This window comes from Burkholderia sp. AU18528, assembly GCF_002223215.2.
Taxonomy (GTDB): domain Bacteria; phylum Pseudomonadota; class Gammaproteobacteria; order Burkholderiales; family Burkholderiaceae; genus Burkholderia; species Burkholderia semiarida.
In genome coordinates this window covers 908,415-931,679 of record NZ_NKFC02000004.1, presented here as the reverse complement: position 1 = coordinate 931,679, position 23,265 = coordinate 908,415, and the positions used below count along the sequence as shown (strand labels likewise).

Sequence of the window (23,265 nt, the reverse complement as noted above, 5' to 3'; positions counted from 1 at the left end):
TCCTGCCAGATAGGTTGCACGGCGCGCCATGCACCGCCATCGTTTGCATGACTAATCATCATGCAACGATGCAGGCATGACGCGCGACCGGCGGCTCAGACCGCGTTGATCCGATAGATCGGGAAATACGTCTCGATCTTTCCGTTCAGGTAATCGGACGCAAGCTTCGGCACGTCGTCGAAATCGAAGATTTCGGTCGGTTCCTGGCCGATCCAGCCGGTCGACTCCTGGAAGTCGCGGATCGTGATGCTGTCGTCGTAGCGCCACGCGTGCGTGTGGATGTGCAGGCGGCGGTTGATGCACTCCGTCGCGCGCAGGTTCCACAGGCGCATCCCGGTTTTCCAGCCGACCGTCGCGACGATGCCGGTGCGGCCCGTCACGCGCATCGTCGCGCGATACAGCGCGCCGCCGAGATTGTCGAGGAAGATCGCGACGCCGCGGCCGCCGCTCAGCTCGGCGATCGTCTCGGCGAAGACGCGCTCCGACTCGCGGTAGCGTGCCTGGTAGTCCGGATCGGCCCGGTAGCGCGCCTCGTCGTACGCGAGATCCGGAAACTTGCGCCGGTCGACCGGCGTGATGCCGAGCTTCGCGAGATCCTCGAGGCGACGGTCGTTGCTCGCCGTCATCGCGACGCGAAAGCCTTCGCGCTTCGCGAGCTGCAGCTCCGCCAGCGTCGTGCCGCCGCCCCAGCCGAACACAAGATAGTCGGCCGGATCGACGTCCGGCAGTTGCGAGCGCCAGCACGTCGACGCGACCTTCCAGTTGTCCCACGCGGTGAAGTAGCGGCCGTAGGTCGCCCATTGCAGCAGCGAGTGACGGCTGTCGGTCGGCACCGGCACCAGGTTGTCGGCGCGCATCTTGGTGCGTTGCGCCATCACGCCGATCGTGCCGGGCGCGTCGTACGCGTAGACGAGCTCGGCGAATCCGTATTCGTCGCGCTTGCCAAACGGCATCACCATGCAGATCTCGCCGTCCTTCAGCGCGTGGACCGCGCGTCCGCGCTCCACGACGCGCACCAGCGCGCCGTTGCCCAGCACGATCTTGTCCTCGCGGCGCTGGCGGCAGATGTCGACCGGATTGCGCGACAGCGCATGGTCGAGGTTCGCTTCCCACGATCCGTACAGCGGCTCGACGAGCACCTCGTCGGCTTCGAGCGGGGAAAATTCGAAGGTTTCGCGGCGCAGCTCGCCCGCGACGGGCGGCTGCTGGCGGGTCGGTTCCGGGCCCGCGTAGAGAACCCATGCATCGGTCTTGATCATCGTCATTCCTCGGTAAACGACTGGTATGTGAAAAAGCGCGCCGAACGAATCGCCGGCTTCAGCGCGACTGCGCCTGCTCGAGTGCCGCCTCCACGTCCGCCGCCGCGGCGACCTGCCCGAGCTTCGGGAAGATCTGGGTCAGCGCGAACGTCTGCGCATCGGCCGACGACGTGCTGACCGCATCGCTCACGATCACGACGTTGTAGTTGTTTTCGTATGCCTGGCGCGCGGTCGATTCCACGCCGATGTTGGTCGCGATGCCGGTCAGCACGACGTCGGTGATGCCGCGGCGACGCAGCTGCACGTCCAGGTCGGTGCCGGTGAACGCGCCCCACTGATGCTTCGTCACGACGATGTCGGACGGCGACACGCCGAGCGCCGGCGCGAACGCGCTCCATTCGGGATCGAGATTCGGCGGCTGCGACGGCGCATCCGTCTTCACCTTCAGCGCCACGCCGCCGTCCGGCAGGTAGCTCGTGTGCACGTAGATGACGGGCAGCCCCCGCGCGCGGAAAGCCGCCGCCAGCCCGACCGTCTTCGCGACGACCTGCGCGCCGGTATAAGGCGTGACCGGCAGCGCGACGATGCCGTTCTGCAGATCGATGGCGACGAGCGCGGCGGTGCGATTGAGCGTCGGAATGGACATGTATCACCCTCACTTTTGTTGTGGAACGGAAGAAACGGCGGCGTCGAGGTGCCGGCTCGATACGGCATTGAGCAACAGCAGCACGCTGATCACCGCCAGGACGACGGCAAGCGCGCGCAGGCCGCGGTCGCTCGCCGGATGGCCGAGCGCGAGACCGACGAGCGCGAACGACAGGCTGCCGCCGACGTACTGCGCGGTGCGGTACAGGCCGGACGCCGTACCGATCCGGCCGTGCGGCGTGCTCTGGTAGAGCGTGGCCTGATTGCCGAGATTGTTGAAACCATTAGGAATACCGAACACAACCGACAGCACAACGATCGCCGCGATCGGCAGGCTGCTCGTCAGCTGGCTCATCACGACGCTGCCGATGCAGAGCAGCGCGGAACCGATGACGAGCACGGGGCGCGCGCCGTGGCGGTGCACGATGCGGGTGGCGAGCATCGTCGTGACCGTGCCGATGCCGGCGACCGGCAGCATCACGAGGCCGGCGTCGGCGGCCGACAGTCCCCTCGCCTCCTGCAGCCACATCGGCAGCGCATAGAAGATCGCGTAGAACACCGCATAGGTGCCGACGCAGCGCAGATACGTGCCGAGCAGCGGACGGTTGTCGGCCAGCATCCGGATGTCGATCAGCGGCGCCGCGGCCCGGCGTTCGCGGCCGATCAACAGCGGCGCCAGCACGAGCGTCGCGGCCAGCAGCAGCCAATCGGGTTCGCGCGACACCGATTGCAGGAACAGCAGCAGGCTCGCGAGCGTCAGCACGAACAACGCCACGCCCGGCAGATCCAGTTCCGTCAGCGTGGCGCGCAGCGTGGTGCGCGCCTGTGCGTCGCGATAGGCCGGGTCGGCCGGGATCCACAGCCAGGCGAACACGAAGGCGGCCAGCACGATCGGCACGTTGATCCAGAAGATCGCGCGCCAGCCGGCGAACTGCACCAGCGCACCGCCGAGCGGCGGGCCGAACGCGACGGCCACCTGCGCCGCGATCGAGATCGCGCCGAGCCCGCCCGTCGGCGTCGCGCCGTTCGCATGCCGCTGCGACCACGCGCGGATCATCGCCATGCCGGCCGGATACGCGGCCGACGTGCCGATGCCGAGCGCGACGCGCGAGGCGACCAGCCAGCCGAGCGTCGGCGCGAACGGCGCGAGCGACGACGCGAACAGCACGATCGCAAGGCCGATGCAGAAGATCCGCTTCGCGCCGAAGCGATCGGCGAGGCGCCCCATCGTCGGCTGGCCGGCGGCCGTCGCCAGATACAGCCCCGACACGAGCCACAGCGTATCGATGCGCGCGTGCGCGGCGTCGGCCGGCGCGAACGCCTGCTGGATGCTCACGAGCGCGACCGCGATCATCGACGAATTCAGCGCGTTGAGCAGCGTGCCGAGCACGATCGGGCCCACCAGCTTCGCCGGCAGGCGCAGGCCTGCGTCGCGTCGGTCGCCGCCGCCTTCGGGCGCGCGGCCGGCGGTCGCACGTGGCGCGCGGCCGGATCGATCGTGAGTCGTTTTCATGGCGTCTTCGCGTGATGAATGGGCATCGGTCGGTGAATATCGAACGTGCGTTCACCATACCGCTCCAATCGCCGCGAATGAAATGGATTGTTGCGATGCAAACATTCGCAACTTGAATGGGGAATGTGCGCGGCACGCATGCGAACGGCATACGACGAGCCGACCGCGCACGGCGGGATGCGCCCGTCAGCCTTGCGTGACAGGCGTATGCGCAGCATTCGGGAGGATGGTTTCGGTCGGCGCGGCGCGCGGCGCGCAGCGTCACCGCGCGCGCGGCATGACGGTTTTATGCCGCGCCGCGACACGGGATCAGAGGGGGGACTCTACCGGGATCGCAGACGTGCCGTTCATGCAGCGAATGCGAAGGCTGCGTGGCAATGGACGACACGCCGCGCGATCTGCCGAAGCAGATTCGACGCAGCGTGCGGGGATTTCGCTACCGCCGCGGTCCGGGCGGCGGCACGGTCCGGTCAGCGCAGCCCGCCGCTCGCGACGAGGCGCTCGCCGGTCAGCCAGCGTGCATCGTCCGACGCGAGGAACACGGCGACCGACGCGATGTCGTTCGGCTCGCCGAGGCGGCCGAGCGGCGTCTGGCCGAGCACTTGCGTTTCAAGCTCGGAGCCGATGATGCCCGCGCTGTGCGTGCCCTCGGTCACGACCATCCCCGGGTTGATCGCGTTCACGCGGATCTTGCGCGGCGCGAGCTCGAGCGCAAGCACGCCGGTGATCGCGTCGACCGCGCCCTTCGTGCCGCTGTATACGGCGCTGGCCGGCGGCGTGATGCTGGTCACGACCGAGCTGATGTTGATGATGCTCGCGCCTTCGCCGAGATGCTTGGCGGCCGCCTGCGTCGTCAGCAGTACGCCGAACACGTTCGTGTCGAACTGCCGGCGATAGTGTTCTTCGGTGATCGCTTCGATCGGCGCGAATTCGTACACGCCGGAGTTGTTGACGACCACGTCGAGACGGCCATACGTGTCGATCGCGGTATCGACGATGCGTTGCACGTCGGCTGCCTTCGACACGTCGCCGCCGACCGCGACCGCGCGGCCGCCCGCTTCGGTGATCGCGCTCACGACCGCATCCGCGCCCGCCTTGCTGCTCGCGTAGTTGACGACGACCGCCGCGCCTGCATCGGCCAGTGCCTTCGCGATGGCCGCGCCGATGCCCTTCGATGCGCCCGTGACGATCGCGACCTTGCCTGCCAGCTTGCTCATGATTTCATTCCTCAGTCAGAAGACCTTCGATGGATGGCGCCGGTCGCCGCGACGATGCGTCGATGCATCGCTGCGTTGCGATGGCGACCGGCCTGACTGGCAATTTACGTTGCCGCACCGCAGCGATAAAGCGGCTCGACGCGAATTGACTGGCGGAGTTTGCCGAACAATCGACCGGGCGCCGTCAGCCCGCGCTCAGCCATGCGTGCATGACCTCGTCGTCCAGCCCGTCGAGCGCGCCGTCGTAGACGATCCGTCCCCGCCCCATCACCGCGACGCGCCGCGCGAGCCGCGGTGCGAGCTGCAGCCGCTGCTCGATCAGCACGATCGCGACGCCGTCGGCCTGCAGCGCGGCGAGGCACGCGCCGACCTCGTCGACCGCGAGCGGTGCGAGCCCTTCGGCCGGTTCGTCGACGATCAGCACGCGCGGGCGGCCGGCAAGCGCGCGCACCAGCGCGAGCACCTGCTGCTCGCCGCCCGACAGCCGCCCGGCTTTCACCTCCGCGCGCGCGGCCAGCAGCGGAAAACGCTCGAACAGGCGGTCGAGCGCCGTGCGTTCGGCTGCGCCGCTCGCGCCGCGCAAACCGAGCCGCAGGTTGTCGCGCACGCTCAGCAATGGAAACACGTCGCGGCTTTCGGCAACGTAAGCCACGCCGCGCCGCGCGATCTCGAAGGTGCGCGCCCCCACGCATTCGGCACCGGCGACGCGCACCGAGCCGGCCGTGCGCACGAGCCCCATCACGGCCTTCGCGAGCGTCGAGCGACCCGAGCCGTTGCGGCCGAGCAGCGCGAGCGTCTCGCCCGGCGCCAGCGCGAGATCGACGCCGTCGAGCACGGGCTGCATCCCGTACCACGCGCGCAGCCCGCGAATGTCGAGCACGGCGCTCATGTCGCGCCCTCGCCCAGGTACGCGGCACGCACGCGCGCATCGGCGCGGATCGCATCGGGCGCGCCGGTCGCGACGACCGCGCCGCGCACGAGCACCGTGATGCGCTCGGCGAAACCGAACACCGCGTCCATGTCGTGCTCGATCATCAGCACCGTGCGGCCCTGCGTCGTCGCACGGATCAGCGCGATCATCCGCGCCGCCTGCGCGCGGCTCATGCCGGCCGTCGGCTCGTCGAGCAGCAGCGTCCGCGCGCCGCTCGCGAGCGCGATTCCGAGATCGAGCGCGCGCTGCTCCGCATAGCTCAGTTCGCCGGCCGGCGTGTCGCGCCGCGCGTCGAGGCCGATGTCGTTCAGCACGCGCGCGGCCGCGAGATCGACCGACGCCGATTCGCGCAGCCGGTTCCACCAGCGCCGCCGCTCGGCCGGCGCATGCCGCGCCGCGCAGCGCAGGTTGTCGAATACGCTCAGGCGCGCGAATACGCTCGTCTGCTGGAAACTGCGGCCGATGCCGAGGCGGCTCGCGACGACCGGCCCGCGCCCGCGCAGTTCGACACCGTGCAGCACGACGCGCCCGCGCGTCGGCCGCGTCGCGCCGGCGATCACGCCGAACAGCGTCGACTTGCCCGCGCCGTTCGGCCCGATCAGCGCGTGGCGCTCGCCGGCCGCGATGCTCAGGTCGACACCGTCGAGCACGGTCTGCGCGCCGAAGCGCTGCACGACGCCGTGAAGCGCGATCGCGTTGCCGTTCATCGCGCGTTCTCCCGCGTGGCGACCGCCGCGCCGTGCACGAGCCGCGCGCGCCAGCTCCACAGCAGCGTGCCGATGCCGGCAGCCGAAACCGCGACGGCCCAGCCGATCGGCGTATCGGCGTCGATGCCCCATGCGCCGAACGCGAGGCGCGCGCCGTCGTCCTGCGCGAAGCGCCATGCATAACCGAGCTCGGCCGCGCAGACGATCGCAACGCCCCAGAACGCGCACGCGGCGACGCCGCACAGCGCGCGCCACCGCTCGACCGCCGGCGCGCCGCGCCGCAGCACCCGCGCGAGCGCCTGTGCCACACCCGCGATCCCGCCCGGCGCGGCCACGACGATCGCGACGAACAGCACGCCGAGATACAGCGCCCACGCGCGCGACACGGCCGCGACGCCGATACTCAGCGCGGTCAGCACGGCCGCGCCGGCCGCCGGCCCGAAGAATGCGCCGGTGCCGCCGATCACCGCGGCGATCAGCACGGTCGCCGAGCGCGCCATCGACACGCTGTCGGGCGTCGCGATCTCGACGTCGATCAGCGTCAGCGTGCCGGCGATACCCGCGAAGAACGATGCGCAGACAACCATCGCGAGCCGCACGCGACGCGGATCGGTGCCGAGCGCCGCGACGCGCGCCGGGTTGTCGCGCACCGCGTTCGCGAGCCGTGCGAGCGGCGTGCGCGTGAGCGCATGCATCGCCCACGCCGACACGATGCACCACGCGGCGATCACCGCATACGCGTGCGCCGGCGCGCCGAAATACCCGTTGCCCCACGGCGCGCCGCCCGCACGGTCGATCGGCACGCCGCCGATCCCGCCGAACCACGCGGGCACGCTCCATGCGGCCGCCGCGACGCATTCGCCGAGCCCGAGCGTGATCATCGCGAACGCGGTGCCGGAACGGCGCGTCGCCAGCAGCCCGGCGACGCACCCAAAGCCCGCGCCGGCCGCGCCGCCGACGAGCGGCAACAGCGGCAGCGGGCCGCCGACGCGATTGAACCAGTGCGCGGCCGCGAACGCGCCGAGGCCCGCGAACGCCGCATGCCCGAACGACAGCAGCCCGGTCGTGCCGAGCTGCAGGTTGTACGACAGCGCGAGCACGACGAGCGCGGCCGTCTGCGCGAGATAGCCGAGCACCGCGCCGTGCGGCCACAGCCACGCGGGCAGCGCGAAGCAGGCGGCGAACAGCGCCCAGCGCGCGCATCTGGCCACTGCGCGGCTACGCATCGGCACGCTCGCCGAACAACCCGCGCGGCCGCGCGACCAGTACCGCGACGAGCAGCAGGTACGGCACGAGCGGCGCCAGTTGCGCGATCGACACGGCGGCCACGCTGTCGGGCAACGCGAGGCCCGTCCATTGCGCGAGGTCGCGCAGCGACGTGTCGCTCGCGGCCGCGAAGGTCTGCGCGAAGCCGACCGCGAGCGACGCGACGAACGCGCCGCCGAGCGAGCCGAGCCCGCCGATCACGACGATCGCGAACACGACCGACCCGACGGTCTCGGCCAGCGCCGGTTCGATCACCGCGAGCGGCGCGCCGATCACGCCGGCCAGCGCCGCGAGCGCTGTGCCCGCGCCGAACAGCGCCGTCATCACGCGCGGCACGTCGTAGCCGAGCGCCTCGACCGCGGCGCGATGCGTGAGCGCCGCGCGCACGACGAGCCCGAGGCGCGACGCGCGCAGCAACACGCCGAGCGCGATCAGCATCGTCGCGGACATCGCCATCATGAACAGCCGGTAACGCGGCAGCGCGAGACCGAACACGTTCGCCGGCGCGCCGTCGAACAGCGGCGGCACGGGCGCCGGCAGCGGCGCGAGGCCCCACGCGAGTTTCGCGCCCTCGCCGATCAGGTACGCGAGCCCGAAGGTCAGCAGCAGTTCGCTCGTATGGCCGCGCGCCTGCACGCGGCGCAGCAGCACGCGCTCGCAGCCGGCGCCGAGCAGCCCGACCGCCAGCGGCGCGAGCACGAGCGCGGGCCAGAAGCCCGCATGGGCCGCGATGCCGTAGCCGACGTACGCACCGAGCATGTAGAAGCTCGCATGCGCGAAGTTGAGTACGCCCTGCACGCTGAAGATCAACGTGAGGCCGGCCGACAGCATGAACAGCAGCAAGCCGTAGCTGAGGCCGTTGAAGGCCTGGAGCGCGAACGCGTGCACCGCGCGTCGTCAGGCGGCGAGCGGTTCGAGCGCGGCGCGCAGCGCGTCGGGCAGCGGCACCGGGCGGCGCGTGCCGCGATCGACGTACACGTGCACGAAATGCCCCTGCGCGGCGGGCGACGCATCGCCTTGCGCGAACAGCCCGACTTCGTAGCGCACGCTCGACGTGCCGAGCTTCACGACGCGCAGGCCCGCATCGACCGATTGCGGGAACACGAGCGGCGCGAAATAGTTGCACTGCGTCTCGACGACCAGCCCGATCGTCTGCCCGTGCTCGACGTCGAGTACGCCCGCGCGGATCAGGTACTCGTTCACGACGGTGTCGAAGTAGCTGTAATAGACGACGTTGTTCACGTGCCCGTAGACGTCGTTGTCCATCCAGCGGGTCGTGATCGGCAGGAAGTGGCGATAGGCGTCGCGCGGACGGGGCTGCGGCTTGTCGGACATGGCGATGGCGCTCAGGACGATGGAAGCGAAGGGAACGATGCGGACGATGGGGACGACTGGAACGACACGCGGCGGCCGAAGCACGCGGCGCGCCGGCCAGCAACGCAGCGCCGCGTCGCGATCGCACGCGGCACGGCGAACGGCGCGCTGCGGGCAGGCCGGCCCGTCACTGCCCCGGCCGGTCGACGAATTCGAAATCGAGGCCGCGCGCGCGCATCCAGTCGGCGAGCGCGACGCCCGTGCCGGCGCGCCACGGGCGCAGCAGCGGCGGATCGACGAGCTTGTATTCGAGCAGTTCAGGCGACAGCGATACCGTGCCCGACGCCCGCACGTGGTACGCGATGATCAGCTCGTTCTTGCGGATGAATTCGTACACGCCGACGAGCGATACCTGCTCGGCCTTCAGCGCGGTTTCCTCGAACACCTCGCGCGCGATGCCGTCCTCGGGCGTCTCGCCGTTTTCGAGGAAGCCGGTGATCAGCGCGAACATCCCCTCGGGCCACGCCGCGTTGCGCGCGAGCAGGATCTTGCCGTCGAGTTCGACGATCGCGGCGACGACCGGCAGCGGGTTGTTCCAGTGCACGTAGCCGCAGGTATCGTCGGGGCAGGCTTGGCGAATGCGGCCGCCTTCGTGGTCGGGATCGGCCCGCTCGGTCAGCGGGCTCGCGCAGCGCGGGCAAAAACGGTAGTCGGCGGTGGTCATCGATGGGGCATGGCGAGCGCCGGACGGTAGCCTGCAGGCCGCGTCGGGCACCCGCTCGGCGCGGGAAAGGCTTCATTCTAGCGAGTTTGCCCGCGCCGGATACGATCCGGCCCCGCTGGCGTCAGGATGACCGGCGCCCACGTGCGGCGGTCGCCGCGAAACCGGCCGCACCCGCCAGCAGCGCGGCCGCCGCGACCCACAGCGCGGGCGTAAATGACCCGAAGCGCGCGGCCAGCGGCGCCGCGACGAGCGGCCCGAGGATCTGCCCGACGCCATACGACGCGGTCGCGTAGCCCATCAGTCCGGCCGCGCGCTCGCCGTGCAGGCGCCGCGCCTCGCGCATCGCGAACAGCGTGATCGCGGTGAACGGCAGGCCGAGCAGCGCGCTGCCGATCGAGAAACCGGCCGCGTTCGGCCACACGATCCCGGCCGCGATGCCAAGCGCCTGCGTCGCGCAGCCGGCCGCCAGCAGCAGCCGGTTGTCCCAGTGCCCGGGCAGCCGCGCGGCGGTGATCGCGCCGACGATCAGCGCCGCGCCGAACATCGGCCAGAACAGGTCGGGCCACGGCGAGCCGACCGGCAGCGCGGCGCGCGCGATCACCGGCAGGAACGTCGCGGTGATGATGTAGCCGAAGCCCGGCGCGCCGTACAGCATGACGAGCCACGCGGCGTCCGCGCGACGGCTTCGCGTGCCGGCCCGCGCCGCCGGGGCGGCGGGTGCGCCAAGCGCCGCATGTGACGCCGCGGCCGGCGGCATGGCCTGCGCGCGCGGGGCCGCGGTCGAAGCCGGCGCCGCACCGAACGTGCGCCAGATCGCGACCGACAGCACGGCCGACAACGCCGCGAAGCCCAGCCAGCCCACCGCCGCGCGCTGGCCGGCCAGCGCGCTGCCGATCAGCCCGGTCGCCACGATGCCGACGCCCGGCCCCGCGTAGATCACCCCACTCCATTCCGGCGCATGCAGCTCGGCCAGGCGCCGCAGCCCCCATTGCGACATGAACACGAACGTCCACGCGCTGACGACGCCCGCGACGAAACGCACGACGAGCCACGCCGGCAACCCGTGGCCGACGCCCATCGCCGCGGTCAGCAGCACGGTCGCCGCGAGCCCGAAGCGCACCATCCGCGCGGGCGCGACGCGCAGCGCCGCGCAACTGACCGCGCCGGCGAAGTAGCCCGCGTAGTTCGCCGATGCGAGCCAGCTGCCAGCCTTCAGCCCGATCGAGCCGTCCGCGAGCATCAGCGGCAACAGCGGCGTGAACGCGAAACGGCCGACACCGAGCACGACGGCCAGGCCGACCATGCAGGCGAGCGCGGCCGCGCGGGCGCGGCGGTCGGCCTCGTCGGACGAAAACGCGCGGGCGGCGGCGGTCGAAGCATCGAAGCGGGACATGGCGGCATGGGCCGGCACGTCGCGCGCCGGCCGATCGGAAATCGGAATGGATCCATCCTAGCTTGACCAAACGTTCTCGAAAAATGAATAATTGAGAATCGACTCATCCTCTGGAGAGAATCATGGACCTGTCGGCGCTGGCGATCTTCCGGGCGGTCGTGCGCGAGAACGGCGTGACGCGCGCGGCGGCCAAGCTCAATCGCGTGCAGTCGAACGTCACGACGCGCATCAAGCAGCTGGAGGAGGAACTCGGCGCGGCGCTGTTCGTGCGCGACGGCCGCCGGCTCGTGCTGACGCCGGCCGGGCATACGCTGCTGCCGTATGCGGAGCGCCTGCTCGCGCTCGCCGACGAGGCGCGCGACGCGGTGCGCGAGGACACGCCGCGCGGGCGGCTGCGGCTCGGCACGATGGAAAGCACGGCCGCGAGCCGGCTGCCGACCATCCTCGCGCGCTACCACCACGCATGGCCCGACGTGTCGCTCGAACTGGTGACGGGCACGACGGGGTGCCTGATCGACCGCGTGCGCGACTTCGAGATCGACGCCGCGCTGTTCGCGCGCCCGCCCGAGCCGGACACGCTGCCCGACACGTTCGAGACGGCGCCGATCTTCCGTGAGGATCTCGTGCTGCTCACGCCGCGCGGCCATCCGCAGGTGCGTACGCCGCGCGACGTGATCCTGCCGACGCTGATCGCGTTCGAGCGCGGCTGCGCGTATCGCAAGTACGTCGAGCAGTGGTATGCGGCGCACGGCGTGAAGCCGGCGCGCGTGCTCGAGCTCGGCTCGTATCACGCGATCGTCGCGTGCGTCGCGGCCGGCGCGGGCATCGCGGTCGCGCCGCGTTCGGTGCTCGATCTGCAACCCGAGACAGGCAACGTCGCCGCGCACACGATTCCCGAACTCGAAGGCATCGACACGCTGCTCGGGTGGCGGCGCGGTCATGCGTCGGCGGCGCTCGCCGCGCTGCGCGATGCGCTCACCGACGCCGCGCGGCAGTCCGGCAACGTGGCGCAGCCGAGCCCGACCGTGCCGGCGTGACCCGTGCGCACGCGCGCCGCCTCGAGCGACGCGCATGGGCCGCACAAACAAAACGACCCGACCGGCATCCGCCGATCGGGTCGTTTTTCGATTCACGCGATGTCGTCATTGCGACCGCATCGCGTCGGTCGTGCAACGATCAGAGCCGTTCCTCGATCCAGCCCTTCACGCCGGCCAGCGCGCCCGGCAGGTTCGCCGGCTCGGTGCCGCCCGCCTGCGCCATGTCCGGACGGCCGCCGCCCTTGCCGCCCACTTGCTGCGCGACGAAGTTCACGAGCTCGCCGGCCTTGACCTTCTTGCTCGCGTCCGGCGTGACGCCCGCGATCAGGCTGACCTTGCCGCCTTCGACGGCCGCCAGCACGATCGCCGCGCTCTTCAGCTTGTCCTTGAGCTTGTCGACCGTTTCGCGCAGCGTCTTCGCATCGGCGCCGTCGAGCGTCGCGGCCAGCACGTACACGCCGCCGATTTCGACGGCCTGCTGCGCGAGCTCGTCGCCCTGGCTCGATGCGAGCTTCGACTTCAGCGCGCCCAGCTCCTTCTCGAGCGACTTCACCTGCTCCTGCACCTGAGCGATGCGCTGCGTGAGTTCCGACGGCTGCGCCTTCAGCGCCGCTGCCGCTTCGTTCACGCGCGCGTCGAGCTCCTGCACGTAGCGCACCGCGTTGTCGCCGGTGATCGCCTCGACGCGGCGGATGCCGGCCGCGACGCCGCCTTCCATCACGATCTTGAACAGGCCGATGTCGCCGGTGCGGTGCACGTGCGTGCCGCCGCACAGTTCGCGCGAGAAGCCGAGATCGAGCACGCGCACTTCATCGCCGTACTTCTCGCCGAACAGCGCCATCGCGCCGCCCTTCACCGCTTCGTCGTACGGCATCACGCGCACGATGCCCGGCGCGTTGGCCAGGATCTCGTCGTTGACGATCTGCTCGACGCGACGGATTTCGTCGTCGGTCATCGGTGCGTTGTGCGCGAAGTCGAAACGGGTCTTTTCCGCGTCGACGAGCGAACCCTTCTGCTGCACGTGCGCGCCGAGCACTTCGCGCAGCGCCTTGTGCATCAGGTGGGTGGCCGAGTGGTTGCGCTGCGTGCGCGCGCGGCGATGCGCGTCGATTTCCGCGCGCAGCACGTCGCCGACCTTGAGCGTGCCCTGCTCCAGCGTGCCATGATGGCCGATCACGTCGGCCTGCACCTTCAGCGTGTCGGCCACCGAGAAACGCGTCGCGGCATTCGCCAGCACGCCCTGGTCGCCGACCTGGCCGCCCGATTCCGCGTAGAACGGCGTGTGGTCGAGCACGACGACCGCATCCTGGCCGGCCTTCACTTCGTTGACGGCCGAACCGTCGACGTACAGCGCGACGACCTTCGCGTCGTCGAACGCGATTTCCTCGTAACCGTGGAAGGTGGTCTTCGCGCCCGAGTATTCGAGGCCCTGCGTGGCCTTGAACTTGCCGGCCGCGCGCGCCTGCTCGCGCTGGCGCGCCATCGCGTCGTCGAATGCCGGCTCGTCCACCGTCATCCCGCGCTCGCGGCACACGTCGGCCGTCAGGTCCAGCGGGAAGCCGTACGTGTCGTGCAGCTTGAATGCGAGCTCGCCGTCGAGCACCTTGCCGCCCTTCGCGTCGACGTCGGCAAGCGCGGCCTCGAGGATCGACATGCCGTGCTCGATCGTCTCGAAGAAGCGCTCTTCTTCCTGACGCAGCACGTCGGTCACGCGCTGTTCGGCTTCCTTCAGCTCCGGATAGGCGGTGCCCATCTCGGCGACGAGGTCGGCCACCAGCTTGTGGAAGAACGCGCCCTTGCGGCCGAGCTTGTAGCCGTGGCGGATCGCGCGGCGTACGATCCGGCGCAGCACGTAGCCGCGGCCTTCGTTGCCGGGAATCACGCCGTCGACGATCAGGAACGAGCACGCGCGGATGTGATCGGCGATCACCTTCAGCGAGTTGTTCGTGAGGTCGTTGATCTCGGTCACGCGCGCGGCGGCCTTGATCAGGTTCTGGAACAGGTCGATCTCGTAGTTGCTGTGCACGTGCTGCAGCACCGCGGCGAGACGCTCGAGGCCCATGCCGGTGTCGACCGACTGCTTCGGCAGGCGCGTCATGTTGCCCTGCGCGTCGCGGTTGAACTGCATGAACACGAGGTTCCAGATCTCGATGTAGCGGTCGCCGTCTTCTTCGGGCGACCCCGGCGGGCCGCCCCACACGTCCGGGCCGTGGTCGTAGAAGATTTCCGTGCACGGGCCGCACGGGCCGGTGTCGCCCATCGTCCAGAAGTTGTCCGACGCGTAGCGCGCGCCCTTGTTGTCGCCGATCCGGATGATCCGCTCGGTCGGCACGCCGACTTCCTTCGCCCAGATGTCGTAGGCTTCGTCGTCTTCCTGGTAGACGGTCACCCACAGCTTGTCCTTCGGCAACTGGTAGACCGTGGTCAGCAGCTCCCACGCGAACTTGATCGCGTCCTGCTTGAAGTAGTCGCCGAACGAGAAGTTGCCGAGCATCTCGAAGAACGTGTGGTGGCGCGCCGTGTAGCCGACGTTCTCGAGGTCGTTGTGCTTGCCGCCCGCGCGCACGCTGCGCTGTGCCGTCGTGGCGCGCGAGTACGGGCGCGGGTCCGTGCCGAGGAAGACGTCCTTGAACTGGACCATGCCCGAGTTCGTGAACATCAGCGTGGGGTCGTTACCGGGCACGAGGCTCGACGAGCGGACGATCGTGTGGCCCTTCGATTCGAAGAATTTGAGGAATTTCTCGCGGATTTCGGCAGCTTTCATGGCGTGCGGGGACAGTCTGGCAAAGACGGCTTCAAACGCCGGCGCTCCAGGCGGGGCGCGCGGCGGCATGGATTCGGAAACGATCGATTATACGGGATCGGGGCCGGCTTCCGGGCAAAGCGCCGGCGAGGCGGCTCGGCCATCCGGACGACTGGTCGGAGCCTGTTCCCGCTGATAACAGGCTCCAGGCCACCCGCGCGGCCGATTCGCCTTAAGATGCTCGGCATGCCAATCGGCCTTGCCCGACAACGCAGGCCCGCCATGAAAGGAGACGATTCGACGATGGGTGCCCTGAGCCATATCCGCGTGCTGGACCTGACCCGCGTGCTCGCGGGCCCGTGGTGCGCGCAGACCCTTGCCGATTTCGGCGCGGACGTGATCAAGGTCGAGCGCCCGGGCGCCGGCGACGACACGCGCCACTGGGGGCCGCCGTACCTGAAGGACGCGGACGGCGCGGATACCGCCGAGGCCGCGTACTACCTCGCGGCGAACCGCAACAAGCGCTCGGTGACGGTCGACATCGCGACGCCCGAGGGCCAGCAGATCGTGCGCGAGCTTGCCGCGCAGAGCGACGTCGTGCTCGAGAACTACAAGGTCGGCCAGTTGAAGAAATACGGGCTCGACTATGAATCCCTTCGCGCGGTGAAGCCCGATCTCGTCTACTGCTCGGTCACGGGCTTCGGTCAGACCGGCCCGTACGCGCATCGCGCCGGCTACGACTTCATCGTGCAGGGGATCAGCGGCTTCATGAGCATCACCGGCGAGCGCGACGGCGAGCCGGGCGGCGGCCCGCAGAAGGCCGGCGTCGCGATCGCCGATCTCGCGACCGGCCTCTATTCGACGATCGCGGTGCTCGCCGCCCTCGCGCACCGCGACCGCACGGGTGAAGGCCAGTACATCGACATGGCGCTGCTCGACGTGCAGGTCGCGCTGCTCGCGAACATGAACACCAACTTCCTCGCGAGCGGCAAGCCGCCGGTGCGCTGGGGCAACGCGCATCCGAACATCGTGCCGTACCAGACGTTCCAGACGAGCGACGGCTGGATCATCGTCGCGGTCGGCAACGACGGGCAGTTCCGCAAGTTCGTCGAGGCCGGCGGCCGGCCCGAGCTGGCCGACGACGAACGGTTCGCGACCAATCCGTCGCGCGTGCGCAATCGCGACACGCTGGTGCCGATCCTCGCGGAGATGGTGAAGGCGCGCGGCAAGGCCGACTGGATTGGCGCGCTCGAAGCGGCCGGCGTGCCGTGCGGGCCGATCAACGATCTCGGCGAGGTGTTCGACAACGAGCAGGTGGTCGCGCGCGGGATGCAGGTGTCGCTACCGCATCCGTGCGGCGCGGACGTGAAGCTCGTGCGCAACCCGATCCGGATGAGCGCGACGCCGCCCGACGCGCGCACGGCCCCGCCGCTGCTCGGCGCGCAGACGGAAGACGTGCTGCGCGACATGCTCGGCTACGACGACGAGCGGATCGCCGCGTTGAAGGCGAAGCAGGCGATTTGAGCGGCGCGGCGGCGGGCCGGAACGGGAGCGCCCGCCGTCCGGTCAGCGCCGGGCCAGCGTATCGCAGCCGCCGGCCAGCGCCGCAAGCGCCGCGCGCGATGGCGAACGCACAACTGCCGCGTAGCCACCGTGCCCGGCCCACAGACCGTCGACGGCGACGGCGACCGCGTCCGAATCCGCCGCGCCCAGGAAGACGACCGGCGGCGGCTCGGACGCGATGCGACCACGGATATCCAGCCGCCCGATCTGCCGTGGAAATTCGCGCGCGACGTCGGCCAGATCGACCTGTCGTTGCGCGACGATCGTCGAAAGGGACTCCAGATGCGCGGCCAGATCCGGCGACGCCACGCATTGCCGGGGGGCACGGCCGTCCGCATAAGTCACCTGCACGGCGAACCGCGCCGCGCGCTGTGAGCGCTGCGCGGTCAGCGTCAGCGCGGCGGTCGTAAAGGTCAGTGACATCACCTCGTCGGGCAGCACGCTCAGCAAGTCGGTGCCGGGATCGATCCGTATGGGGCTGTCGGTCCAGTCGGCGACGCTGCGCCAGCCGAAACCGGCGAGCAGACCGACCAGCATCGCCAGACACGGGATCACGAATCGCGTTGCCGATGCGATCTTCATAATACCTGCACCACGGTTCCCCTCGGAGCCCAGTCGAACAGTTGCTTCGCATCGGCCTCGGCCAGGCGCACGCAGCCGTGCGATCCGAACCAGTCGCTGACGGTATTGCGCGCCATTCTCACGAGCGACAGCGGCATCGGCCCGTGGTACTGGTGAAGCGCTTTGCCGTCTTCCGTGAAGAACATCGCGTAATCCATTTGCACGTTATAGGCACGACTGCGATAGGACGGGTATTTCTCCCTGATGCGGAACGCCCCACGATCGGTCGGATGCTCGCTGTCTCCCGTCACACAATCGAAGCGGAACACCCTCGCTGCCCCCTCAAACGCCTCCACGCGCTGACTCGAGAGGTCGACGACGATTCGTTTCGCCGCCGACGATTTTTTCCACCGACCTGCTGATTCCGCCTTGCGCCGCTCGACATGGCCCCTCCTTCCAATCGAATTGAACAGGCCGTCACTTTATCGGCCCGGCCGATCAGAAAGTCATGGGGTTGGTCACAACACGCAGTCGGTTGCGCGTCGCGCCCAAGACAATCGGACGCGCAGCAAGGCGCACGTCGCGCCGCGACGCATCGCATGAAATTCGCGCTTGGTTAAAAAATGTGTCCGATTCGGTGAACCACGACCGGCAGTCGGCCCGTCGTCCCCAGCGCCTCGAGCCAGCCGCGCGCTTCCGGCCATTCCCCGAGCCCGCTGTCCGCGTTGATGTGGCCGCGCGGGCCGAGGTCGTGAAAGGCGCTGCCCCACGCGTACGCGCAGCCGCGTGCGAACGCGAGCGAACCGTACGGATCGTCGCTGCTCGCGACGACGCAGGTCGGAAACGGCACTCGCTCGTGCGGCACCGGGCCGAAGCCGTGCGCGTCGGCCGGAAACGCCGGCCCGGCAGGATCGGGCAGCGCGACCAGCAATGCGCCGCGCACTTTCGCGAGCGCGGCCGGCCGCGCGTAGCGGGTCGCCCACCATGCGGTGGTCAGGGTGCCGAGACTATGGGCGGCGATGAGCACGGGCCCGCGCGCGGCTTCGACCGCACGACACCAGCCATTGCGGAACGCGTGGTTCCAGTCCGGCATCGCAATCCGCACGAAACGCGGATCGGCGCGCTCCCAACGGCTTTGCCAGTGAAGCGAGCCCGAATTGGCGTAACCCGGCAAGACGAAAACGACGGAGTCGGTCATGGAAGGATTCGTCGACGAATGGAGTCATGTAGTAGCGTCGACGAAGTGTCGCACACCCGCCTCTCCCTGATGGTGCCTGTCAAAATCCGGGGGATGTGCTTGAACTTCGAGCGGGTCGTGACGCGTTCAGGCAGGCGCACGACCGCGGCCGGCGGTCAGGGCGCCCGCATCGCGGGCGCCTGCCGGCGTGGATCAGCGTACGCCGGCCCCGACCAGGCCGCCTGCCGCCGCGCCGGCCACCGTGCCGACCGGGCCGCCCGTGATCAGGTAGCCGAGCGCGCCGCCCGCGGCCGCGCCGATCCCGGCATTGCGCTGCGTATGCGTCATCGCGCATGCGCCGAGTTGCGACAGGGCCGCGACGATCACCGCGGTACGAACGAGAAAAGTGGTCTTCTTCATCATGGTTGTTGGCTTCCTTCCACCGCGCAAAATTGCGACCGGCGGCGTTGAATCGGTAAAGCCATCATAGGAAAAGCCGAACGGCGCGGGCAATCCGATTTACGTCGTGTTACAGCCGACACACACTCGATATATTGCGACACGCATCGCGAACGGACCGCGGCCGACCGGCAGGCCGCGCGGGACGGACCCCGGTCAGGTAGAATTACAGGATTAAACCGGCGCGACGCGCCGACACAACCCTGACGCCAACCGCATGAGCACCGAACGCAACGACGCCCCCGCGGCTTCCAATTTCATCCGCAACATCATCGACGACGACAACCGCACCGGCAAATGGGGCGGCCGCGTCGAGACGCGCTTCCCGCCCGAGCCGAACGGCTATCTGCATATCGGTCACGCGAAGAGCATCTGCCTGAACTTCAGCGTCGCGCGCGACTACGGCGGCGTGTGCCACCTGCGCTTCGACGACACGAACCCGGAAAAGGAAAGCGTCGAATACGTCGACTCGATCGTCGACGCGGTGCGCTGGCTCGGCTTCGACTGGCGCAAGGACGCGGTCGATCACCAGTATTTCGCGAGCGACTACTACGACAAGCTGTACGAGTTCGCCGAGCTGCTGATCAAGCGTGGCAAGGCGTACGTCGACAGCCAGAGCGCCGACGAGATGCGCGCGAACCGCGGCTCGCTGACCGAAGGCGGCAAGCCGTCGCCGTTCCGCGAGCGCACGCCGGAGGAAAACCTCGACCTGTTCCGCCGGATGAAGGCCGGCGAGTTCAAGGAAGGCGAGCACGTGCTGCGCGCGAAGATCGACATGGCTTCGCCGAACATGAACATGCGCGACCCGGTGATCTACCGGATCCGCTACGCGCACCACTACCGCACCGGCGACGCATGGTGCGTGTATCCGATGTACGACTACACGCACTGCATCTCGGATGCGCTCGAAGGCATCACGCATTCGCTGTGCACGCTCGAATTCGAGGATCACCGCCCGCTGTACGACTGGGTGCTGAACGAACTCGCGGAAGCCGGCGTGTTCACGCGCCCGCTGCCGCAGCAGATCGAGTTCTCGCGGCTGAACCTCACGTACGCGATCACCAGCAAGCGCAAGCTGCTGCAGCTCGTCACCGAAGGCCACGTCGACGGCTGGGACGACCCGCGCATGCCGACGATCGTCGGCGTGCGCCGCCGCGGCTTCACGCCCGAGAGCATTCACCTGTTCTGCGAGCGGATTGGCGTGACGAAGATCGATTCGTGGATCGACATGAGCGTCTTCGAAGGCGCGCTGCGCGACGACCTCGACGACAAGGCCGCGCGCACGGTCGCGGTGCTCGATCCGCTGAAGCTCGTGATCGACAACTATCCGGAAGACCTCGAGGAAGCCTGCACGGCGCCCGTGCATCCGCATCATCCGGACCGCGGCGTGCGCACGTTCCCGATCTCGCGCGAACTGTGGATCGAGCGCGAGGATTTCGTCGAGAACCCGCCGAAGGGCTATTTCCGCCTGTTCCCGGGCAACAAGGTACGCCTGCGCTACGGCTACGTGATCGAATGCACGGGCTTCGACAAGGACGCCGACGGCAACGTGACGGCCGTGCACTGCAACTACTTCCCGGACAGCAAGTCGGGCACGGAAGGCGCGAACAACTACAAGGTCAAGGGCAACATCCACTGGGTCAGCGCGAAGCACGCGCAGCCGGCCGAAGTGCGGATCTACGACCGCCTGTTCAAGGAGCCGCATCCGGACGCGGGCGGCGCGAACTTCCTCGACGCGCTGAACCCCGATTCGAAGAAGATCGTGCAGGCGTACGTCGAGCCGGGCAACGGCGACATCGCGCCGGAAACGCGCGTGCAGTTCGAGCGCCACGGCTACTTCGTTGCGGATCGTGTCGATTCGAAGCCGGGCAAGCCGGTGTTCAACCGGATCGTCGGGTTGCGCGACAGCTGGGGCAAGCCGGCTTGACGGCCTGTTCCGCGCGGCGGCATGCGGATTCGCAAACCGCCGTTGCCTGATCATGAAAAAACCGGCTCCAGGGCCGGTTTTTTCATGTGAGTCGAAGCGAAACGCGGCAGCGTCCGTTCACGCACCCGACAACCGCCGATGCAGCTCCACCAGCGACAGCTTCGTGCGAAACAGCCGCGCGAGACTGCGGCTCGCATACGCATCGATGTCGCCCGGCACGGTCCAGCGATACGCATCCATCTCCGGAATCATCGAGCCGTCGCGGCGGCTCGGAAACAGCGACGTACACGTGCAGTGCGCGGGGTCGATCTCGCCTTCGGCCGCCAGCACCGCGAACAGGTGCAGGTCCTTGTCGTGCCGGTACGCGAAGCGGCCGAGATCGAGCAGCCGCGCGGCGTCCAGCTCGATGCCGGTTTCCTCCAGCAGTTCGCGCAGCGCGGCGTCGGCCGGCGTCTCGCCCGGCTCGCCCTGCCCCTTCGGGATGTCCCAGTGCGTGGTGTCGGTCGCGTGCGCGAGGAACACGCGGCCGGCCGCATCGAGGATCACGACGCCGCATGACACCGTGCGCGGCGCGCCGCCCCGCTTCGTCACGCGCGTGCTCAGCGCTTCTGCAACTGCCACTTGCCCGCGGCCGTCTTGCAGTAGACGGGCTTGAGCGTCATCGTCTGGCCCTTCGCCGTGATTTCGGTCGCGATTTCGCGGCAGGTCTTGCCGTCCGCCTCGGTCGTGCTCGGCGTGAGCTTCGCGTCGATCTGCGTGCCGCGGCCGCTGCTCTGCCACGTCGTGGTTTCGCCGTCCTTGCCTTCGTCGCGCGCCTGCACGACCGCCTTCGAGAGCGACGCGCGGTCGGCCTTGCTGAAATAGCTGATCGGCGTGTCGTTCAGGAAGTTCAGGTTGTTCTGCGCATGGGCGGGCAGCATCGCGGCTGCGCACGCGGCGCCGGCCAGCACGCGCGTGACGACGGAAAGGGATGCACGCATCGACATGTTTTTCTCCTTGGATGTTCGATCGAACGGCGCGGTGCATGCCGGCGAACCGGCGGCCGGCCTTCCGGCGGCCGGCGCTCCGGCACGCGCCACGCCCGTCAGCGAGCGAGCATAGCATGCGTGCTGCGATGAATGCCTTCTAGGGTCTGTTTACATACGGAACGCACATGCGAATGCGCGAAATCGCTCGCAGGGCAAGGAGGAAGGAGCGCCGTTTGGCCGAGCCAAACAAGTGACGCGCGACGCCGCCATGCGGGCGATTTCGGGCATTCCCCTGGAATGATTTTGTAATTTGGGGTTGCCACGAGAACGGCCGCTCGCCGCGTTGTGCTCCTTGCGAATACGTCCAGTATTCGCGGCGTCGCACGCCTCGCGAGCGGCCGTTCTCGTGGCAACGCACGTGCGTTCCGTATGTAAACAGACCCTAGGGCTTCGCCGGTGCGCCCGTTTGCTGATATCCGTCAGTCAGCGTGCCGAGGAACGCGATCACGTCCTTGATCTCGGCCGCATTCAGCGCCGGCTGGTCGCCGCGCTTGCGGTCGAACGGCGGCTCGCGGTTGATGTTCGTCCAGTAGCGCTTCGGCAAATCGTCGTAGATCCGCACCTTGCCGTGCACGACCGGATAGAACTTCTCCGGATGGATGTCGCGTTCGACGTAGAAGCGCATCACGTCCTCGAGCGAGTGATACACGCCGTTGTGGAAGAACGTCTTGCGCAGCGCGACGTTGCGCAGCGACGGCGTGCGGAACAGCCCGCAGAATTCGTCACGCCCTTTCAGGTCGGTGCGCTCAGGCCCGCACGCGCCGAGATCGTAAAAGCGCGGGTCGCGATTGACGGGCAACGCGCGGTTGCGCGGCACCGCGATCGCGATCAGCCCGAAATCGCTGAACTGCGGCGGGCCGCCTTCGAGCGTGCGCTGGCTGATGTGGCAACTCGCGCAGTTGCCCTTCTTCTCGTCGTTGAACAGCTGCAACCCGTGCAACTCCGCGGGCGTGAGCCGCGCGTGGCCGGCCAGATACGCGTCGTATTTGCTCGTGTACGGATCGAACAGCGCCGGCTGCTGCTGGAATGCGTCGAGCGCGCGCAGCACCGCATCGAACGTCGCGCGATCGTCGCCGAGCACCTGATCGCCGAACGCCTTGCGGAATGCGTCGGCATACGGCGCGGCGCGCACCGCCTTCGCCACGCGCGCGGGCGAGCTGCTCATTTCGAACGGCGACGTGAGCGGAATGCGCGCCTGCGCATCGCGCGTATCGACGCGGCCATCCCAGGTCAGCCCGCCGGTCGGACCCGCGTCGACGCTTTCGTCGCCTTCGTCCGGCGAATCGTGGAAGTGCTCGCTGAACGGCGGGATGCCGCGCAGGTACTTCAGCGACGGCACCGCGCGAAAGCCGGTGCGGTGCATGTCGTCGCCGCCGAGCTGCACCGACAGCGCATTCGGCGGCCCGAACGCATGCTCGGCGCTGTGGCAGGACGCGCAGGCCAGCTTGCCGGACCCGGACAGCGACGGATCGAAGAACAACTGCTTGCCGAGCGCCGTCATCTGCTTCACGCCCTCGAACACCTGCGCGCGCGTCTGCGGCTGGGTGGCCGGCGCGACCGCCGGGGCGGCCGGGGCCGCCTGAGCCGCCGGTACGACGGACGCGGCCGATGCGGTCGTGCCGGGCCGCGCGTCGCAACCGGCGAACGCCGCGAGCGCGCCGACCACCGCGAGCGTAGCCGCGGCCGAGATCAGCGATCGCGCGGACGCGCAGGATTTCAGAAGGGTGTGCATCGTCGTTGTTCTGGTAGCGGTGGGCAACCGGCCGGAGCTTATGTCAGTTCCGTGACCGTTCAATGACGT

General features: G+C 69.0%; 22 protein-coding genes. 3 read left to right on the top strand and 19 right to left on the bottom strand.

Annotated elements, in window-relative coordinates; genetic code table 11:
• Window positions 1-95 precede the first annotated feature (95 nt).
• The 11 genes from CFB52_RS07085 to CFB52_RS07035 form a co-directional block, all read right to left on the bottom strand.
• On the bottom strand, window positions 96-1,259 hold the full coding sequence (locus tag CFB52_RS07085; RefSeq protein WP_059575974.1) for a zinc-binding dehydrogenase: 1,164 nt from the start codon (window positions 1,257-1,259) through the stop codon (window positions 96-98).
• A 58-nt stretch (window positions 1,260-1,317) separates the two neighbouring features.
• Window positions 1,318-1,905: a hydrolase gene (locus CFB52_RS07080; RefSeq protein ID WP_059575920.1), complete on the bottom strand. Its 588-nt coding sequence runs from the start codon at window positions 1,903-1,905 to the stop codon at window positions 1,318-1,320.
• A gap of 9 nt (window positions 1,906-1,914) precedes the next feature.
• Window positions 1,915-3,417, bottom strand: coding sequence for an MFS transporter (locus CFB52_RS07075; protein ID WP_059575922.1), 1,503 nt, complete (start codon window positions 3,415-3,417; stop codon window positions 1,915-1,917).
• Between the two features lie 470 nt (window positions 3,418-3,887).
• Window positions 3,888-4,634, bottom strand: a complete 747-nt coding sequence (locus CFB52_RS07070) for a glucose 1-dehydrogenase (protein ID WP_059575924.1) — start codon at window positions 4,632-4,634, stop codon at window positions 3,888-3,890.
• Between the two features lie 184 nt (window positions 4,635-4,818).
• A complete protein-coding gene (locus CFB52_RS07065; RefSeq protein ID WP_099316315.1) occupies window positions 4,819-5,523 on the bottom strand; it encodes an ABC transporter ATP-binding protein in 705 nt (234 codons plus the stop codon).
• On the bottom strand, window positions 5,520-6,272 hold the full coding sequence (locus tag CFB52_RS07060; RefSeq protein ID WP_099316621.1) for an ABC transporter ATP-binding protein: 753 nt from the start codon (window positions 6,270-6,272) through the stop codon (window positions 5,520-5,522). The genes CFB52_RS07065 and CFB52_RS07060 overlap by 4 nt, the downstream gene beginning before the upstream one ends.
• The gene (locus tag CFB52_RS07055) at window positions 6,269-7,498 is read right to left on the bottom strand and encodes a branched-chain amino acid ABC transporter permease (RefSeq protein ID WP_099316314.1); all 1,230 of its coding nucleotides are present in this window, start codon (window positions 7,496-7,498) and stop codon (window positions 6,269-6,271) included. Before CFB52_RS07055 ends, CFB52_RS07060 begins: the two co-directional genes overlap by 4 nt.
• Window positions 7,491-8,426, bottom strand: coding sequence for a branched-chain amino acid ABC transporter permease (locus tag CFB52_RS07050; protein WP_059575930.1), 936 nt, complete (start codon window positions 8,424-8,426; stop codon window positions 7,491-7,493). Before CFB52_RS07050 ends, CFB52_RS07055 begins: the two co-directional genes overlap by 8 nt.
• Before the next feature lie 9 nt (window positions 8,427-8,435).
• On the bottom strand, window positions 8,436-8,873 hold the full coding sequence (locus CFB52_RS07045) for a thioesterase family protein (RefSeq protein WP_027787751.1): 438 nt from the start codon (window positions 8,871-8,873) through the stop codon (window positions 8,436-8,438).
• A gap of 166 nt (window positions 8,874-9,039) precedes the next feature.
• On the bottom strand, window positions 9,040-9,576 hold the full coding sequence (locus CFB52_RS07040) for an NUDIX domain-containing protein (protein WP_059575932.1): 537 nt from the start codon (window positions 9,574-9,576) through the stop codon (window positions 9,040-9,042).
• A gap of 121 nt (window positions 9,577-9,697) precedes the next feature.
• Window positions 9,698-10,969, bottom strand: coding sequence for a YbfB/YjiJ family MFS transporter (locus CFB52_RS07035; protein ID WP_099316313.1), 1,272 nt, complete (start codon window positions 10,967-10,969; stop codon window positions 9,698-9,700).
• A 122-nt stretch (window positions 10,970-11,091) separates the two neighbouring features.
• Here CFB52_RS07035 and CFB52_RS07030 point away from each other — a divergent pair, with 122 nt between their 5' ends.
• A complete protein-coding gene (locus CFB52_RS07030; protein ID WP_060010096.1) occupies window positions 11,092-12,006 on the top strand; it encodes a LysR family transcriptional regulator in 915 nt (304 codons plus the stop codon).
• Window positions 12,007-12,145: 139 nt separating this feature from the next.
• Here CFB52_RS07030 and alaS read toward each other — a convergent pair whose 3' ends face one another.
• On the bottom strand, window positions 12,146-14,770 hold the full coding sequence (gene alaS / locus CFB52_RS07025; protein ID WP_059575939.1) for an alanine--tRNA ligase: 2,625 nt from the start codon (window positions 14,768-14,770) through the stop codon (window positions 12,146-12,148).
• Between the two features lie 282 nt (window positions 14,771-15,052).
• Here alaS and CFB52_RS07015 point away from each other — a divergent pair, with 282 nt between their 5' ends.
• Window positions 15,053-16,273 carry a CaiB/BaiF CoA-transferase family protein gene (locus CFB52_RS07015; RefSeq protein ID WP_099316312.1) on the top strand — a complete coding sequence of 407 codons (1,221 nt, stop codon included), beginning with the start codon at window positions 15,053-15,055 and terminating at the stop codon, window positions 16,271-16,273.
• 42 nt (window positions 16,274-16,315) lie between these two features.
• Here CFB52_RS07015 and CFB52_RS07010 read toward each other — a convergent pair whose 3' ends face one another.
• The 4 genes from CFB52_RS07010 to CFB52_RS06995 all read right to left on the bottom strand — a co-directional run bounded on the left by CFB52_RS07010 (window position 16,316) and on the right by CFB52_RS06995 (window position 18,473).
• Window positions 16,316-16,894, bottom strand: a complete 579-nt coding sequence (locus CFB52_RS07010) for a hypothetical protein (protein WP_099316311.1) — start codon at window positions 16,892-16,894, stop codon at window positions 16,316-16,318.
• Window positions 16,891-17,229 (bottom strand): L,D-transpeptidase, encoded by a 339-nt coding sequence (locus CFB52_RS07005; protein WP_257220046.1) that lies wholly within the window; start codon window positions 17,227-17,229, stop codon window positions 16,891-16,893. Before CFB52_RS07005 ends, CFB52_RS07010 begins: the two co-directional genes overlap by 4 nt.
• 260 nt (window positions 17,230-17,489) lie before the next feature.
• On the bottom strand, window positions 17,490-18,071 hold the full coding sequence (locus CFB52_RS07000; protein WP_099316309.1) for an alpha/beta hydrolase: 582 nt from the start codon (window positions 18,069-18,071) through the stop codon (window positions 17,490-17,492).
• Window positions 18,072-18,263: 192 nt separating this feature from the next.
• A complete protein-coding gene (locus CFB52_RS06995) occupies window positions 18,264-18,473 on the bottom strand; it encodes an ornithine acetyltransferase (RefSeq protein ID WP_006497729.1) in 210 nt (69 codons plus the stop codon).
• A gap of 253 nt (window positions 18,474-18,726) precedes the next feature.
• On the opposite strand from CFB52_RS06995, the gene CFB52_RS06990 reads away from it, so the two are divergent.
• Window positions 18,727-20,436 carry a glutamine--tRNA ligase/YqeY domain fusion protein gene (locus CFB52_RS06990; protein ID WP_060010106.1) on the top strand — a complete coding sequence of 570 codons (1,710 nt, stop codon included), beginning with the start codon at window positions 18,727-18,729 and terminating at the stop codon, window positions 20,434-20,436.
• A gap of 117 nt (window positions 20,437-20,553) precedes the next feature.
• Here the strand turns inward: CFB52_RS06990 and CFB52_RS06985 are convergent, their stop codons facing one another.
• The 3 genes from CFB52_RS06985 to CFB52_RS06975 form a co-directional block, all read right to left on the bottom strand.
• A complete protein-coding gene (locus CFB52_RS06985) occupies window positions 20,554-21,027 on the bottom strand; it encodes an NUDIX hydrolase (protein WP_059575946.1) in 474 nt (157 codons plus the stop codon).
• Between the two features lie 8 nt (window positions 21,028-21,035).
• Window positions 21,036-21,422 (bottom strand): hypothetical protein, encoded by a 387-nt coding sequence (locus CFB52_RS06980; protein WP_059575947.1) that lies wholly within the window; start codon window positions 21,420-21,422, stop codon window positions 21,036-21,038.
• A gap of 424 nt (window positions 21,423-21,846) precedes the next feature.
• A complete protein-coding gene (locus CFB52_RS06975) occupies window positions 21,847-23,196 on the bottom strand; it encodes a cytochrome-c peroxidase (protein WP_099316308.1) in 1,350 nt (449 codons plus the stop codon).
• Window positions 23,197-23,265 lie beyond the last annotated feature (69 nt).